The sequence below is a fragment of the Clostridium sp. AF22-10 genome, from assembly GCF_003478725.1.
GTDB lineage: Bacteria > Bacillota > Clostridia > Lachnospirales > Lachnospiraceae > Otoolea > Otoolea fessa.
The window spans coordinates 61332-77857 of record NZ_QUFZ01000004.1 but is presented as its reverse complement, the minus strand read 5'-3'; the positions used below and the strand labels follow the sequence as shown (position 1 = coordinate 77857).

10 protein-coding genes and 4 pseudogenes are annotated in these 16526 nt (G+C 50.3%); all 14 read left to right on the top strand.

What is annotated here, in order from left to right:
* Nucleotides 1-14 precede the first annotated feature (14 nt).
* The 14 genes and pseudogenes from DWX91_RS04105 to DWX91_RS04040 all read left to right on the top strand — a co-directional run bounded on the left by DWX91_RS04105 (nucleotide 15) and on the right by DWX91_RS04040 (nucleotide 16515).
* Complete coding sequence (locus tag DWX91_RS04105; protein WP_118471994.1) at nucleotides 15-608, top strand: DUF1653 domain-containing protein; 594 nt, start codon at nucleotides 15-17, stop codon at nucleotides 606-608.
* Nucleotides 609-720: 112 nt separating this feature from the next.
* Nucleotides 721-2597: pseudogene (uvrC, locus tag DWX91_RS04100) on the top strand (excinuclease ABC subunit UvrC).
* Between the two features lie 40 nt (nucleotides 2598-2637).
* A pseudogene (gene hprK, locus DWX91_RS04095) lies at nucleotides 2638-3563 on the top strand (HPr(Ser) kinase/phosphatase).
* Nucleotides 3564-3659: 96 nt separating this feature from the next.
* Nucleotides 3660-4572 (top strand): annotated as a pseudogene (gene murB / locus DWX91_RS04090) (UDP-N-acetylmuramate dehydrogenase).
* Nucleotides 4573-4610: 38 nt separating this feature from the next.
* The gene (gene rapZ, locus DWX91_RS04085) at nucleotides 4611-5486 is read left to right on the top strand and encodes an RNase adapter RapZ (RefSeq protein ID WP_022359300.1); all 876 of its coding nucleotides are present in this window, start codon (nucleotides 4611-4613) and stop codon (nucleotides 5484-5486) included.
* A gap of 16 nt (nucleotides 5487-5502) precedes the next feature.
* Nucleotides 5503-6459, top strand: a complete 957-nt coding sequence (gene whiA / locus DWX91_RS04080) for a DNA-binding protein WhiA (RefSeq protein WP_022359301.1) — start codon at nucleotides 5503-5505, stop codon at nucleotides 6457-6459.
* 113 nt (nucleotides 6460-6572) lie between these two features.
* A complete protein-coding gene (locus tag DWX91_RS04075; RefSeq protein WP_107001048.1) occupies nucleotides 6573-6827 on the top strand; it encodes an HPr family phosphocarrier protein in 255 nt (84 codons plus the stop codon).
* A 132-nt stretch (nucleotides 6828-6959) separates the two neighbouring features.
* Nucleotides 6960-10435 (top strand): annotated as a pseudogene (locus DWX91_RS04070) (DNA polymerase III subunit alpha).
* Between the two features lie 267 nt (nucleotides 10436-10702).
* A complete protein-coding gene (pfkA, locus tag DWX91_RS04065; RefSeq protein ID WP_117795852.1) occupies nucleotides 10703-11677 on the top strand; it encodes a 6-phosphofructokinase in 975 nt (324 codons plus the stop codon).
* A gap of 143 nt (nucleotides 11678-11820) precedes the next feature.
* Nucleotides 11821-12219 carry a DUF6145 family protein gene (locus DWX91_RS04060; protein WP_022359305.1) on the top strand — a complete coding sequence of 133 codons (399 nt, stop codon included), beginning with the start codon at nucleotides 11821-11823 and terminating at the stop codon, nucleotides 12217-12219.
* Nucleotides 12220-12226: 7 nt separating this feature from the next.
* Nucleotides 12227-13180, top strand: coding sequence for a tRNA dihydrouridine synthase DusB (dusB, locus tag DWX91_RS04055; protein ID WP_118471997.1), 954 nt, complete (start codon nucleotides 12227-12229; stop codon nucleotides 13178-13180).
* A 219-nt stretch (nucleotides 13181-13399) separates the two neighbouring features.
* Nucleotides 13400-13882 carry a transcription elongation factor GreA gene (greA, locus tag DWX91_RS04050; RefSeq protein WP_107001044.1) on the top strand — a complete coding sequence of 161 codons (483 nt, stop codon included), beginning with the start codon at nucleotides 13400-13402 and terminating at the stop codon, nucleotides 13880-13882.
* Between the two features lie 24 nt (nucleotides 13883-13906).
* Complete coding sequence (gene lysS, locus DWX91_RS04045) at nucleotides 13907-15856, top strand: lysine--tRNA ligase (RefSeq protein WP_118538425.1); 1950 nt, start codon at nucleotides 13907-13909, stop codon at nucleotides 15854-15856.
* A 212-nt stretch (nucleotides 15857-16068) separates the two neighbouring features.
* A complete protein-coding gene (locus DWX91_RS04040; RefSeq protein ID WP_005330834.1) occupies nucleotides 16069-16515 on the top strand; it encodes a hypothetical protein in 447 nt (148 codons plus the stop codon).
* Nucleotides 16516-16526 lie beyond the last annotated feature (11 nt).

Genomic DNA, 16526 nt, shown 5'->3' with positions numbered 1-16526 from the left:
AGGTATCAGCATTCATGCGGGAAATTCCAAAGCCGGGCGAGCGGTACCGGCATTTTAAAAATAAAGAATATCAGATTCTGGCGGTGGCGACCCACTCGGAAACGGGGGAAAAGATGGTTGTCTATCAGGCGCTCTATGGAGAATATGGCGTCTGGGTTAGACCGCTTTCTATGTTTATGGAAGAGGTAGATCGGGTAAAATATCCGGAGGCGGCGCAGAGATACCGGTTTGAGCGGATTGCGGCGGGTCCGTGGGAAAATTCGAAACAGCAGGAAATAAGGACAACCAGAACGACTCATGTCGTAAATGAAGGTGTTCGCCGTTCGAAAATGTCTGACGCAGCCACTCATTCCTGGGACATACCGCAGGAGGAACCGGAGCTGCATCCGCTTGTGGCAGAGTTTCTAGATCAGGAAACGACCGAGGGCAGGCTGGAAGTACTCCAGAGAATGAGCGGCAAGGTGGCCAAGCGGGATCTCGACAGTCTCTGCTTCTGTCTGGATATGAATCCGGTCGGTGGAAGCGTGGAGGAAGAGCTTGACGCGATCCGTCAGTGCATCCGGATGCAGCAGAGGTACGATGCACCGCGCCTGCGGTATGGAAAATGAGCGGCTGTCTGGCAGAAGAGTCTGGGTAACTGTTCACGGGTAGGCACTTTTGGAACCGAAAGTGCCGTAAGAAAACGTGGTGGCAGCAGATTAGAAAACAGGATGGTTTGAGATGTTTCAAATAGAAGAAGAACTGAAAAAACTGCCGGGGCAGCCGGGTGTTTATATTATGCACGATGCGAAGGACGCGATCATCTATGTCGGCAAGGCGATCAGCCTAAAAAACCGAGTCCGCCAATATTTCCAGAGCAGCCGGGATAAGACGGCGAAGATCAAGCAGATGGTCTCGAAGATAGCACGTTTTGAGTACATCGTGACGGATTCGGAGCTGGAAGCGCTGGTGCTGGAGTGCAACCTGATCAAAGAGCACCGCCCACGCTACAATACGATGCTCAAGGATGACAAGACGTACCCGTACATCAAGGTGACGGCTTCGGAGGAGTACCCGCGGATCTTGTTTTCACGCCAGATGAAAAAGGATAAAAATAAGTATTTTGGTCCTTTTACGAGCGCGGGAGCAGTCAAAGACACAATCGAGCTGATTCGGAAGATATACCGGATCCGGGCGTGCAGCCGGAAGCTGCCGCAGGATATGGGAAAGGACCGTCCGTGCCTCTATTACCATATTCACCAGTGCGACGCGCCATGTCAGGGGTATATTTCACAGGCAGATTATCAGAAATCGGTGAAGCAGGCGGTCGGTTTTTTAAATGGACAGTATGAGCCGGTCATGAAATATCTGGAAGAAAAGATGAGGACGGCGTCCGAGACGATGGAGTTTGAGAAGGCGATTGAGTATCGGGATCTGCTTGAAAGTGTCAGAAAGGTGGCGCAGAAGCAGAAGATTACGAGCCAGAGCATGGAAGATCGGGATATTATCGCGATGGCGAAGGATGAGCGCGATGCGGTTGTGCAGGTGTTTTTCGTGCGCGATGGCAAGCTTATTGGGCGGGAACATTTCCATATGAATCTGACCGGCTCGGAGAGCAAGGCAGAAATTTTAAACAGCTTCGTCAAACAGTTTTACGCGGGAACGCCGTTTGTGCCGCATGAGATCTGGGTGCAGGAGGAGTTAGAGGACGCGGAGGTTATCGCCAGCTTCCTGACGCGCGCCGGGGACAGAAGGTGCGCTTTGTCGTGCCAAAGATGGGCGAGAAAGAGCGGCTGGTCGAGCTGGCGGAGAAGAATGCGAAGATGGTGCTCTCCCAGGATAAGGAGAAGATCAAGCGCGAGGAACTTCGGACGATCGGGGCGATGAACCAGATTGGATCGTGGATCGGACTTTCGGGAATCAAGCGGGTAGAAGCCTACGATATTTCCAATATCAGCGGTTTTGAGTCGGTCGGTTCGATGATTGTCTACGAAAATGGACGTCCGAAACGCAATGATTACCGCAAATTTCGCATCCGGACGGTGCAGGGACCGAACGACTACGCTTCGATGCGCGAGGTGCTGCTGCGGCGGTTTTCACATGGCCTGGAGGAGACGAAGAAACTGCAAGCCGAGGGCGGCGATCTGGCGATGGGAAGTTTTACGCGTTTTCCAGATCTGCTGATGATGGATGGCGGACGCGGACAGGTTAATATCGCGCTGGAGGTATTAAGAGAGCTTCAGCTGGAAATCCCGGTCTGTGGCATGGTAAAGGATGATAACCACCGGACGAGGGGATTGTATTATCAGAATGTGGAAATTCCAATCGATCGCCATTCGGAAGGATTTCAGCTGATCACCCGGATTCAGGACGAGGCGCACCGGTTTGCGATCGAGTACCACCGGAGTCTTAGGGGCAAGGAGCAGGTGCGCTCCGTGCTGGATGATATCAAGGGCATCGGACCAGCGCGCCGTAAGTCTCTGATGCGGACGTTCAAGACGATCGAAGCAGTCCGGGAGGCGAGCGTGGAGGAGCTGGAAGCTGCGCCACAGATGAACCGGGCAGCCGCCGAGGCAGTCTATATATTTTTCCGTGATGACAAGCAGGGGAAGATGTGATAGGATGTAGACAATAGTAAAAATAAAAGGAGACAAAAGTATGGGTGGAGTGACGATAACAGAACTGATCGATAAGATGGGGCTTCGCAATATGACGCCGGAGCTGGAGACGGACAATGTTATGCTGGTGCATGCGGATGTGAACCGTCCGGCATTGCAGCTGACTGGATTTTTCGACCATTTTGACAAGGACCGTGTGCAGATCATCGGTTATGTGGAAAATGCGTACATCTCGACCCTGACTCCGCAGCGCCGCCGGGAAATGTTTGACAAACTGCTGTCTTCGGGTATACCATGTCTGGTATATAGCCGCGGCATGGCACCGGAGGAGGAAGTGCTGGAGCTGTGTAACCATTATGGGGTTCCGTGCATGGTATCGGAGAAGACGACTTCGGATCTGATGGCGGAGATCATCCGCTGGCTGAACGTCAAGATGGCGCCGATGATCAGCATTCACGGCGTACTGGTCGATGTATTTGGCGAGGGTGTTCTGATTATGGGCGAGAGCGGTATCGGCAAGAGTGAGGCAGCGCTGGAACTGATTAAGCGCGGTCACCGTCTCGTCAGCGATGATGTGGTCGAGATCCGCCGCGTCAGCGATGAAACCCTGATCGGTTCGGCACCGGATATTACCCGTCATTTCATCGAGCTTCGCGGTATCGGCATTATCGATGTCAAGACGCTGTTCGGTGTAGAGAGCGTAAAGGATACACAGTCGATTGACATGGTAATCAAGCTGGAAGAGTGGGATAAGGACAAGGAGTATGACCGCCTTGGCATGGAAGATCAGTATACCGAGTTCCTTGGCAACAAGATTGTATGCCATTCAATCCCGATCCGTCCGGGACGTAACCTGGCAATCATCGTAGAGTCGGCGGCAGTCAACTATCGTACCAAGAAGATGGGATATAATGCGGCGAAAGAATGTACAAGCGGGTACAGGCGAATCTGGCAAGAAGAGATTGATGGAACGCTTCACGCAGTCGGATTCGTGTGATTTAGTGCGGAAATCCAGACTTGCAAGGGATGGAGCCGTTATGAAATGAATAAAGGAAAATAGATATGTCTAATTTTTATCAGAAACTTTGTGATGCCATCGGCGCTGCTTCCGTGCGGGAGCAGGAGCCGATGAGCGCACATACGACCTTTCGGGCTGGTGGACCAGCCCGCTATTTTGTGACCCCGGAGGGCGAAAAAGAGCTGGCGGCAGTGCTGGCGGCGTGCCGGGAGGCAGAGAAAGCGTATTACATATTAGGAAATGGAAGCAATCTGCTTGTCAGTGATGCGGGCTATCCGGGCGTGATGATCCTTCTGGGAAGCCAGTTTACAGAGGTGGTTCGTCCGGAGAGCGAACCGGGCGTCTATGAGCTGGGCGCCGGTGTGCTGCTTTCGCGTGCCGCCAGGGAGGCGCAGAAAGATGGAATGACCGGATTTGAGTTTGCAGCCGGGATCCTGGAACCGTGGGCGGCGCGGCGGTCATGAATGCGGGCGCTTACGGCGGAGAATTAAAGGATGTGCTGGAATCTGTGCGCGTGATGACGCCGGACGGCGAGGTAAAAGAGCTTAAAACGGAAGAACTGGATCTGGGTTACCGCCACAGCTGCATCCCGGAGCGCGGATATATCGTTTTATCGGCGCGGATCCGTCTGGAGAAAGGTGATCCGGAAGCGATCCGGGTGCGGATGGATGAACTGGCAGCCAAACGGCGGGAAAAACAGCCGCTGGAATATCCGAGTGCCGGAAGCACCTTTAAGCGCCCTGAGGCTATTTCGCCGGAAAATTGATCGAAGATGCCGGACTTCGCGGCTATCAGGAGGGCGGCGCACAGGTGTCGGAGAAACACTGTGGTTTCGTTATCAACCGCGACCATGCGACGGCTTCGGACATCGCGGGGCTGTGTGGGACGGTGCAGAAGCGCGTGTATGAGCAGTTTGGGGTGAAACTGGAGACGGAAGTAAAGATGCTGGGCTTTTAAGATATAGATATATAGAGTATGGAAAAGGGAGGAACAATATGCGGCTTGTGATCGTAACCGGTATGTCGGGAGCCGGAAAGACGGCGGCACTGAAAATGCTGGAGGACATGGGATTTTACTGTGTTGACAATCTCCCGATCCCGCTGGTGGGAAAATTTGCGGAGCTGGTGCAGAGCAGCAGCGGGGAGGTAAGCTGTGCAGCGTTGGGAATCGATGTCCGCAGCGGCGACGAGCTGGCACAGCTGGAGGGAACGCTGAATGATTGGAATAACATCCAGTTCCCGTATGAGATCCTGTTTCTGGATGCCAGCGATGAGGTGCTGATCAAGCGATATAAGGAAACGCGCCGTTCCCATCCGCTGGCAGGAAAAGAGCGGCTGGACCGCGGTATTGCGAAAGAGCGCCTGAAACTCGATTTCCTGAAAAAGCGGGCGGACTATATTCTGGACACCAGCACGCTTCTGACGCGGGAGCTCAAGGCGGAACTGGAACGGATTTTCATGGGGCGCGAGCGCTTTTCCAGCCTCTTTGTGACGATCTTAAGCTTTGGCTTTAAATATGGGATTCCGTCGGACGCGGATCTCGTGTTTGACGTCCGTTTTCTGCCGAATCCTTATTATGATGAGAATTTAAGAAGCCATACCGGCAATGAGAAGGCGGTGCAGGATTTTGTGCGCCGCGGCGGGACGGCAGACGTATTTTTGGATAAACTCTATGACATGATTGACTTCCTGTTTCCGTACTATGTAAAAGAAGGAAAGAATCAGCTTGTCATAGCCGTAGGATGTACCGGTGGAAAGCACCGTTCAGTTACGGTGGCGAACCGGCTCTATGAGCGCCTCAAGGAGCACTCGGAAATAGGGCTTAAACTGGAACATCGGGACATAGAGATGGATAACCGGACAAAAGGGTAAACGGAGGTAGAGGACTTTGTCATTTTCAGCCCGGGTAAAGGAAGAGCTGTCGCATCAGCTGAGCAAGGCGAGGCACTGCCAGATTGCAGAGCTGGCGGCGATTTTGAGCCTTTGCGGCAAGATTCATATCGATGAAGAGGATCATTTCAGTATACGGATCCACACGGAAAACGTAGCGGTTGCACGAAAATACTTTACATTATTGAAAAATACATTTAATATTAAGGCGGACATTTCGATCCGGCGCAATGCATTTTTAAAAAAGAGCCGTTCTTATACGCTTCTGGTGCGCGATCACGAAAATGCACTCCGGGTGCTGGAGGCGGTCAAGATGGTGGATGCGCAGGGAAATGTCGGGGAAAACCTTTCGGTGGTGCGGAATCTGGTGATTCAGAATGCGTGCTGCAAGAAGGCATTTATCCGGGGCGCTTTTCTGGCAGCCGGATCCTTAAGCGATCCGGAGAAATTTTATCATTTTGAGATCGTATGCGCGTCGCTTGAAAAGGCGGTGCAGCTTCAGAATGTGATTCTGACATTCGACATCGATGCGAAAATAGTTGTCAGAAAGAAGTATTATGTGGTATATATAAAAGAAGGCAGTCAGATTGTGGAACTTCTGGGACTGATGGAAGCGCATGTGGCATTGATGGAGCTGGAAAATATCCGGATCCTGAAAGAAATGCGAAACAGCGTCAACCGTCAGGTCAACTGCGAGACTGCCAATATCAATAAGACTGTTTCGGCGGCAGTCAAGCAGCTTGCGGACATCACATACATCCGTGATACGGTCGGGCTGGATTACTTGCCGGAGCTTCTTTCAGAGGTAGCACAGGTTCGTCTGGAGATGCCGGATGCGACCTTGAAGGAATTGGGGGAGAATCTGAGCCATCCAGTTGGAAAATCGGGAGTCAATCACAGGCTCAGAAAGATAAGTGCAGTAGCTGAAAGCCTCCGCGAAGAGCGGGGCGAGTAAAGTTAGGTTATTGTTCACAGGCAGGAATTTCCCGGATGGAAAATTCCGTGCGATACAGTAGTGGCAGCGGATTTTGCCGTTTTTTTCGAGCGGGGCTCGATGAGGAGGATATTATGACAAGTAAGGAAATCAGAATTGGTTTGAGTTCAGGTCTGGAGGCACGTCCTGCGGCGATGCTGGTGCAGGTGGCAAGCCAGTATGAGAGCAGCATCTATGTGGAAAGTGAAGAAAAACGCGTCAATGCAAAGAGCATCATGGGCATGATGACGCTGGGACTGGCAGAGGGCGCGCACGTAAAGGTAACGGCTGATGGCAGCGACGAGGAGAGTGCGATCGAGGGAATTGAGAAATATCTGAGCAATCAGTAGAAATCCAGATTTCTGACCGTTTTTCGGAAAGAGACAGGGGACGTAACAGTTAAACAAGAGCTTTGATAGATGAGGGGGTGTCGTTTCGCGGGAAACGGCAGTCCCTTAAAAGATCTGAATGGGAGGAAAAAGGTGGCATTTACACATCTGCATGTGCATACAGAGTACAGTCTGCTTGACGCATCGAGTAAAATAAAAGAACTGACCGCCCGGGCGAAGGAACTGGGGATGGACAGTCTGGCGATTACCGACCACGGCGTCATGTACGGCGTGATCGATTTTACCGGGCAGCCAGAGAAAATGGGATCAAGCCGATCATCGGCTGTGAGATCTATGTGGCGCCCGGATCGCGTTTTGACCGGGAGGCGGGAAGCGGCGAGGATCGCTATTATCATATGATTCTGCTGGCGGAAAATAATACCGGCTATCAGAATCTGATGAAGATCGTCTCCAAGGGCTTTGTCGAGGGATTTTATTATAAACCGCGTGTGGATGACGAGGTGCTGAGAACCTACCATGAAGGCATTATTGCACTCAGCGCGTGTCTGGCGGGCGAGATCCCGAGGTATTTGTCGAGAGGCATGTATGAGGAAGCGTGCAAGTCGGCGCAGAAATACCGCGATATCTTTGGACCGGACAATTTCTTTCTGGAATTGCAGGATCACGGCATCCCGGCGCAGCGGACGGTCAACCAGGGCTTGATGCGGATGAGTCAGGAACTGCAGATTCCGCTGGTGGCGACGAACGACTGCCACTATATTTATAAAGAAGATGTGGAATCGCACGATATTTTGCTCTGTATCCAGACGGGCAAAAAAGTCACGGACGAGAACCGGATGCGCTATGAGGGCGGGCAGTTCTATGTCAAATCCGAGGAGGAGATGCGTGCGCTGTTTCCGTATGCCCAGGAAGCACTTGACAACACGCACAAGATCGCCGAGAGGTGCAATGTCGAGATCGAGTTTGGCGTGACGAAGCTGCCGCAGTATGATGTCCCGGACGGATATACGTCCTGGGAATATCTGCAGAAGCTCTGCGGGGAGGGCTTTCACAAGCGCTACCCGAACGACGATGGGACGCTGCGGGAGCGCCTGAGGTATGAGCTGGATGTTATCCATTCGATGGGATATGTCGATTATTTTCTGATTGTGTGGGATTTTATCCATTTTGCAAAATCAAACGGTATCATGGTCGGTCCGGGACGTGGTTCGGCGGCGGGCAGTATCGTCGCGTACAGTCTGGAGATCACGGACATCGACCCGATCCGCTATCAGCTGATTTTCGAACGTTTCCTGAACCCGGAACGAGTTTCCATGCCCGATATCGACGTCGATTTCTGTTTCGAACGGCGTCAGGAGGTTATCGACTATGTCGTGCGGAAATACGGAAAAGACCGCGTCGTGCAGATTGTTACCTTTGGTACGCTGGCGGCAAAGGGTGTTGTCCGCGACGTGGGGCGCGCGCTCGATATGCCGTATGCACAGTGTGATGCGATCGCAAAAATGATTCCGGGTGATCTCGGCATGACGCTAGACAAGGCGCTCAAAGCCAGTCCGGATCTGCGTGAGGCGTATGAGTCGGATGATTCGGTCAAATATCTGATCGACATGAGTAAACGTCTGGAGGGGCTGCCGAGACATACCTCCATGCATGCGGCGGGCGTTGTCATCAGCCGTGCGGCGGTCGATGAGTATGTGCCGTTGTCCAGGGCATCTGACGGTTCGATCACGACCCAGTTTACGATGACGACGCTGGAAGAGCTGGGACTTCTGAAAATGGATTTCCTGGGTCTTAGAACCCTGACGGTTATCCAGAATGCGGTTCGCCTGGTGGAGAAAACGACCGGAAAACCGCTTGATATAGATAAGATCGATTACAACGATAAAAAGGTGCTGGATTCGATTGGAACCGGCAAAAATGACGGTGTGTTCCAGCTGGAGAGTTCCGGCATGAAAGGATTCATGAAAGAGTTAAAGCCGGAAAACCTGGAGGATCTGATCGCCGGTATTTCCCTGTATCGTCCGGGTCCGATGGATTTCATTCCACGTTATCTGAAAGGCAAAAATGACAAGGCTTCGATTGTCTATGAGTGCCCGCAGTTAGAACCGATTCTGGCGCCGACCTATGGCTGTATCGTCTATCAGGAGCAGGTTATGCAGATCGTGCGCGATCTGGCTGGCTATACCTGGGGACGAAGCGACCTGGTGCGCCGTGCGATGGCAAAGAAAAAAGCGGCAGTCATGGAGAAAGAACGCCAGAATTTTGTCTACGGCAATGCACAAGAGGGCGTAAAGGGCTGTATTGCGAATGGGATCGACGAGAAGACGGCGAACCATATTTACGATGAGATGATCGATTTTGCGAAATACGCCTTCAACAAGTCGCACGCGGCGGCGTATGCGGTTGTCTCCTACCAGACGGCATATCTGAAATATTACCATCCGGTCGAATTCATGGCGGCGCTGATGACCTCGGTCAAGGATAATGTTACGAAGGTATCGGAATATATCATGAGCTGCCGTCAGATGGGTATGAAGATCATGCCGCCGGATATCAATGAGGGCGAGGGCGGCTTCTCTGTTTCGGACGGCGCGATCCGCTATGGTTTATCGGCGATCAAGAGTATCGGTCAGTCGGTGGTGGATGAGATCGTGCGGGAGCGGACCGAACATGGAAAATTCCGATCGCTGGAAGATTTCATTGACCGGATGTCGGGCAGGGAGGTCAATAAGCGCACATTGGAAAGCTTTATCAAATCCGGTGCGATGGACGGGCTGCCGGGAACCCGCAAGCAGAAATGTATGGTCTGCGGCTCGATGGTCGATCAGAAGAATAAAGAGAAGAAAAATACGATGGAAGGGCAGATGTCACTCTTTGATTTTGCAGCGGAAGAGGACAAGAAGAGTTTTCAGATCACATTTCCGAATGTCGGAGAGTATTCGAGGGAAGAATATCTGGCATACGAGAAAGAAATGCTGGGCGTCTACGTCAGCGGGCATCCGCTGGAGGAATATATCGGCACCTGGGAGAAAAATGTGACGGCGAAGAGCTCCGATTTTGTTGTGGATGAGGAGACAGGTTCGGCGGTGATTCACGACGGCGCGTATGTGACGATCGGCGGAATGATCACCGAGAAAACGGTTAAGACGACCCGGAATAACAAGATGATGGCGTTCCTGACGGTGGAAGATCTGGCGGGAAGTGTGGAAGTGCTGGTATTCCCGAAGGATTATGAAAAACGGCGCGATATGCTGATCAAGGATGAAAAAGTCTTTATCCGCGGGCGCGCATCGGTCGGCGATGAGCCGGTCGGAAAACTGATCTGCGAGCAGATTATCCCATTTTCGCGGGTGCCGCGCGAGCTGTGGATTCAGTATGCGGACAAGGACGCGTATCTGGCGGGCGAAAAAGAACTTCTCGACCTCCTGAAAACAAGCGATGGAAATGACACCGTGATCATTTACCTGGGACGCGAGCGCGCGAAAAAGGTTCTGCCGCGCAACTGGAATGTGCGGGCAGGCGAGGCGCTGGTGACGACGCTCAGCGAGATGCTGGGCGAGAAGAACGTCAAGGTGGTGGAGAAGCCGCTGGGGAAGATTTCTTCATAAGTGTTAAAATTTGCATTGGACATTGAAAGCTTTGGTAACTGGGCACGTATGTGTGAACAGTAACACGCTTTGGCGACATGTTAAAAAAATATCATAAAAAATCTTGAAATGACCTATAAAATGAATTACAATAAAATTGTTTGAAAATTGTGGTAGCACGCAGTGCAGAACAATTTGGTATCAGAAGGGTCAAAAGATTCGAAAATAAAACGGCTGGTTCACGGTTGGGGATGTGAAGCGGAAAGCCTTAGGACGGAGGAATAAGCGATGGCAAAAGAGGTTAAAACGATTGGTGTACTGACAAGCGGCGGCGATGCGCCGGGTATGAATGCAGCGATCCGTGCGGTGGTCCGGACGGCGATCAACAAGGGCATGAAGGTAAAAGGTATCATGCGTGGTTACGCTGGACTTTTGCAGGAAGAGATTGTGGACATGGACGGAACCAGCGTGGCAGATACGATTGGCCGTGGCGGTACGATCTTATACACAGCCCGCTGTCCGGAATTTATGACCGAGGAAGGTCAGAAGCGCGGCGCAGAAATCTGCCGCAAGCACAACATTGACGGTCTGGTCGTCATCGGCGGCGATGGTTCCTACCGCGGCGCCGGAAAGTTATCCGCGCTGGGAATCAATACGGTAGGTCTTCCGGGCACGATCGATCTGGATATTGCCTGCACCGATTATACGATCGGGTTTGATACCGCGATCAACACGGCGATGGAGGCGATCGATAAGGTAAGAGATACTTCCACCTCCCATGAGCGCTGCAGTATCATCGAGGTTATGGGACGCCACGCGGGATATATCGCCCTGTGGTGCGGTATCGCTAACGGCGCCGAGGATATTCTGCTTCCGGAGCGGTACGATGGCAATGAGCAGATGCTGATCAACCGCATCATCGATAACCGGAAACGCGGCAAGAGACATCATATTATCATTAATGCCGAGGGCATCGGACATTCCGCGTCGATGGCGAAGCGAATCGAGGCGGCAACCGGCATCGAGACACGTGCGACGATCCTTGGTTATATGCAGCGAGGCGGCGCGCCGACCTGTAAAGACCGCGTCTATGCGTCCATCATGGGCGCCAAGGCGGTGGAGCTGCTGGAAGAAGGAAAGACCAACCGCGTGGTAGCGTATAAGCACGGCGAGTTTCTGGATTTTGATATTCAGGAGGCGCTGAATATGAAGAAGGATATTCCGGAAGATCAGTATGAGATTAGTAAGCTGCTGATTCGTTAAGGAATTTGATGGCTGCTTGTGAGATGGGCTGGCATATGAACGGAGAACAGGCTTCTCAGGGATAAAGGGAGAGCCTGCTCTCCGTTCGTGCGTCAGCCCTGTTTGTGGGCAATGGAAAATGAAACAGATGGAGGTGCAAGAAAATGGCAGAAATGCAGAATCCCAATACAGATGGGGACTCCACCGTACTCTGCGGTGCGAATTCGTATGTGGAAAAATATTATCTGAATGAGCAGTTTTCGGGGCTGCCGGAGTCAATTAAGCAGGAATTGCAGATCATGTGTGTCATGTACACAGAGGACATCGGCGGTATTATTTTGCTGGAGTTTATGCCGGATGGCAGACTGCAGTTTAAGGTTGAGGCGGAGGAGAATGATTACCTCTTTGACGAGATCGGAAGCGCGCTTAAAATCAAGCAGTATCAGGCGGAGAAGCGTGAGCTGCTGGAATCGCTGGAGCTGTATTATAAGGTGAAGGTGCTGGGAATCCCGGCGGACGAACTGTTAGACGACGAGCAGATGGAACGGTATCAGGAAGATTAGAAATAAAATGAAGATTGGAAACGTAGAATTAAAAAATGCAATCGCTCTTGCACCGATGGCAGGGGTAACGGATCTGCCGTTCCGTCTGCTCTGTAAGGAGCAGGGATGTGGTTTGATGTACACGGAGATGGTCAGCGCGAAGGCGCTTCTTTACAAGAACCGCAATACGAAGCCGTTATTGGAGACGCGGTCGGAAGAAGAGCCGGTTGCGGTGCAGCTGTTTGGCTCAGATCCGGAGATTATGAGCGAGATGGCGCTGCAGCTGGAGGAAGGACCGTATGCCATCATCGACGTCAACATGGGTTGTCCGGTGCCAAAGATTGTCAACAACGGCGAAGGTTCGGCACTGATGAAGGATCCGAAGCTGGCAGAGCAGATTTTGACGGCGATGGTAAAGAAACTTCATAAACCGGTTACGGTTAAATTCCGCAAGGGATTTAATGATTCGAATATCAATGCGGTTGAGTTTGCGAAGATGGCAGAGAGCTGCGGCGTGGCGGCGGTAGCCGTGCATGGACGGACGAGAGAGCAGTATTATTCCGGAAAGGCGGACTGGGACATTATCCGTCAGGTCAAAGAGGCGGTTTCAATCCCGGTCTGGGGAAACGGTGATGTATTTACACCGGAAGATGCCAAGAGAATGAAGGAAGAAACCGGCTGCGACGGCATCATGGTGGCGCGCGGCGCGAAAGGAAATCCATGGTTGTTTAAACGGATTCTCCACTATCTGGAAACCGGAGAACTTCTGCCGCCGCCGACTGCAGAGGAAGTAAAGAGGATGATTGTCCGCCATGGGACGCTTCAGACGGAATTTCGCGGCGAGGAGATCGCAATGCGGGAGATGCGTAAGCACGTGGCATGGTATACGGCAGGATTTCCACATTCGTCGGCGCTTCGCAATGATATAAACCAGGTGGAGACGCTGGAGGAGCTGGAACGGCTGGTGGATGAGAGAATTTAAGAGAAGGATGAATGTGTGGAATCAAAACGATGGTTGTGTTACATGGGTGGACGAAATCGGAAGGCACAGAAAAAGCACGAAAATGTAGGATTTTCCCTTGTTTTTAAAGCCATTATGGCACTTTGTGATTCTTGACATTACACCAAGAATCATGTATAATAGTGCGATGCAATTATTAGGGGATTCAATGATGAATCGATAGAAGGAAGGATAGCTGTCATGGCAGAAAAGAAGAACATTTTAACTTACACAGGACTGAAAAAGTATGAAGATGAACTTCATGATCTGAAAGTAAATAAACGCCAGGAGATTGCACAGAAGATCAAAGAGGCGAGAGAGCAGGGCGACCTGTCTGAGAACGCTGAGTATGATGCAGCAAAAGATGAACAGAGAGACATCGAGGCAAGAATCGTAGACCTTGAGAAACTGTTGAAAAACGCAGAGGTTGTTGTTGAGGATGAGATCGATCTGGATAAGATCAGCATCGGATGCCAGGTAAAGGTACTGGATGTCGAAGAGGATGAAGAGATGGAATTTAAGATCGTAGGTTCCACCGAGGCAAACAGCTTAGATGGTAAGATCTCCAACGAGTCTCCGGTTGGTCGTGCCCTGCTTGGCAAGAAAGCTGGCGAGACCGTAGACGTAGAGACACAGGCGGGCGTTATCCAGTACAAGATCCTGGACATCCAGCGAGTATCATAAAGAGACGAAGGAGTGAAAGAGAAAGTGGCAGAGCAGAATCAGCAGAATAAGAACGAGGAGAAGGACTTAAATCAGTTATTAAAGGTGCGCCGCGAGAAACTGAAAGACCTTCAGGACAACGGAAAGGATCCGTTCCAGATTACAAAATTTGATGTAACTGCACACAGCAGCGAGATCAAGGATAACTTTGAGCAGATGGATGGCAAAGAGGTTACGATCGCAGGACGTATGATGTCCAAACGTGTGATGGGTAAGGCATCTTTCTGCAATGTGCAGGATTTAAAGGGCAATATCCAGTCTTATGTTGCCAGAGACAGCGTAGGCGAAGAGGCTTATAAAGATTTCAAGAAGATGGATATCGGTGATATTGTCGGAATCAAAGGTACCGTATTCCGCACCAAGATGGGAGAGATCTCCGTTCACGCAGAGTCCATCGTACTGCTGTCCAAGAGTCTGCAGATTCTGCCGGAGAAATTTCACGGACTGACCAACACGGATATCCGTTATCGTCAGAGATATGTGGATCTCATCATGAATCCGGAAGTAAAAGACACCTTTGTAAAACGTTCTCAGATCCTCAAGGAGATCCGCAATTTCCTGGATGGACGCGGATTTATGGAAGTGGAGACCCCGATGCTGGTAGCTAATGCCGGCGGTGCGGCTGCACGTCCGTTTGAGACCCATTATAATGCTCTGGATGAAGATGTAAAACTGCGTATTTCTCTGGAACTCTACTTAAAGAGACTGATCGTAGGCGGCTTAGAGCGTGTTTACGAGATTGGCCGTGTATTCCGTAACGAGGGTGTTGATACCCGTCACAACCCGGAATTTACCCTGATGGAGCTGTATCAGGCATACACCGACTACGAGGGCATGATGGAACTGACCGAGAGTATGTTCCGCTACCTGGCTGAGAAAGTCTGCGGAAGCTCTGTCATCAGCTATAACGGCACTGTGATTGATATGTCCAAGCCGTTCGAGCGCATCACCATGATCGATGCAGTTAAGAAATACTCCGGCGTTGATTTCAACACTGTTAAAACTGACGAGGAAGCAAAGGCAATCGCAAGAGAGCACAATGTTGTATTTGAGGAGCGCCATAAGAAGGGTGATATCATCAACCTGTTCTTTGAGGAGTTCTGCGAGGAGAAGATGATTCAGCCGACCTTCGTTATGGATCACCCGGTTGAGGTATCTCCGCTGACCAAGAGAAAACCGTCCAATCCGGAGCTGGTTGAGCGCTTCGAGATGTATATCTACGGCCGCGAGATGTGTAACGCATACTCTGAGTTAAATGATCCGATCGATCAGAGAGAACGTTTCAAAGCACAGGAAGAGGCTTTTGCTGCTGGCGATGAGGAAGCAAATCATACGGATGAAGACTTCCTGAACGCACTGGAGATCGGTATGCCGCCGACAGGTGGTATCGGATACGGTATCGACCGTCTGGTTATGCTGTTGACCGATTCTCAGGCAATCCGTGACGTACTGCTGTTCCCGACAATGAAGTCCTTAGATGGTGTAAATAAGAAAAATGATGTAAATAATACAGCTTCTGAAGCACCTGAAAAAAATGTAAAAACTGAGTCTGAAAAGATTGATTTTTCTAAGGTAAAGGTAGAGCCTTTATTTGAGGAATTTGTTGATTTTGATACATTCAGCAAGTCAGATTTCCGTGCAGTAAAGGTTAAAGAGTGTGTTGCAGTACCGAAGTCAAAGAAATTGTTACAGTTTACGATTGATGACGGAACAGGCACAGACAGAACCATTTTAAGCGGTATTCATAGCTTTTATGAGCCAGAAGAACTGGTTGGAAAGACTCTTATTGCTATCACAAATCTTCCACCGAGAGCTATGATGGGCATTGACTCTTGCGGTATGCTCCTCAGTGCTATCCACGAAGAAGAAGGCGAAGAAAAGCTCCATCTTCTGATGGTTGATGACCACATTCCAGCAGGTGCAAAGCTCTATTAAGATGATGTAAAGATGTACCGTTTTACCGAATAGACGGGACGTACTTCATTTGATAAAAAACTAAAAAAACAGCGATTTACATCAAACTTACATCAATTGATGCAAAATTAAGTGCAAGCAAGAAAAAATCGCATAATTAGTGCAATGAGTGGGCAATTCCAATCGGAGTTGCCCATTTTTAAAACAAACAGAAATACAAATCAGAGTTTGTGATGGTAGATAATATGGAATGGTTTAATGTTTTTGGGCTGATTTTTATTGCAGTCATTATGATACCCAATGTTGTATTTGCGATTAAGTGCAAAGATGGATTTGATAATAAGTGGAATAATAAATATGTTGAGGTCACAGAACAAGTAGGGAGATTGGGTTGTTTCGGATTCATGATAATCAATATTCCGGGAACTTGGTTCGGGTGGTGGTCTGACGAAGCATTTGCACTATATCTGATTGTAGATACCATATTGGTAATGCTTTATTGTGCTATTTGGATTATATGTTTTAAGAAAAACAGCGTTTTCAGAGCATTAGCACTTTCTATTATTCCTTCAATGTTGTTCTTATTTAGTGGGATTATGAGTAGGTCAGTGCTATTGATTATTGCATCAGTATTATTTGCACCAAGTCATATTGTGATTTCATATAAAAATGTAAAATGATATTTACAAAT

Bases quoted from the DNA above. Each gene is read 5' to 3' on its own strand.
- DWX91_RS04075 (WP_107001048.1), top strand. From the start codon at position 6,573: ATGACAAGTAAGGAAATCAGAATTGGTTTGAGTTCAGGTCTGGAGGCA.
- DWX91_RS04040 (WP_005330834.1), top strand. From the start codon at position 16,069: ATGGTAGATAATATGGAATGGTTTAATGTTTTTGGGCTGATTTTTATT.
- rapZ (WP_022359300.1), top strand. From the start codon at position 4,611: ATGCGGCTTGTGATCGTAACCGGTATGTCGGGAGCCGGAAAGACGGCG.
- dusB (WP_118471997.1), top strand. From the start codon at position 12,227: ATGAAGATTGGAAACGTAGAATTAAAAAATGCAATCGCTCTTGCACCG.
- greA (WP_107001044.1), top strand. From the start codon at position 13,400: ATGGCAGAAAAGAAGAACATTTTAACTTACACAGGACTGAAAAAGTAT.
- pfkA (WP_117795852.1), top strand. From the start codon at position 10,703: ATGGCAAAAGAGGTTAAAACGATTGGTGTACTGACAAGCGGCGGCGAT.
- DWX91_RS04060 (WP_022359305.1), top strand. From the start codon at position 11,821: ATGGCAGAAATGCAGAATCCCAATACAGATGGGGACTCCACCGTACTC.
- DWX91_RS04105 (WP_118471994.1), top strand. From the start codon at position 15: ATGCGGGAAATTCCAAAGCCGGGCGAGCGGTACCGGCATTTTAAAAAT.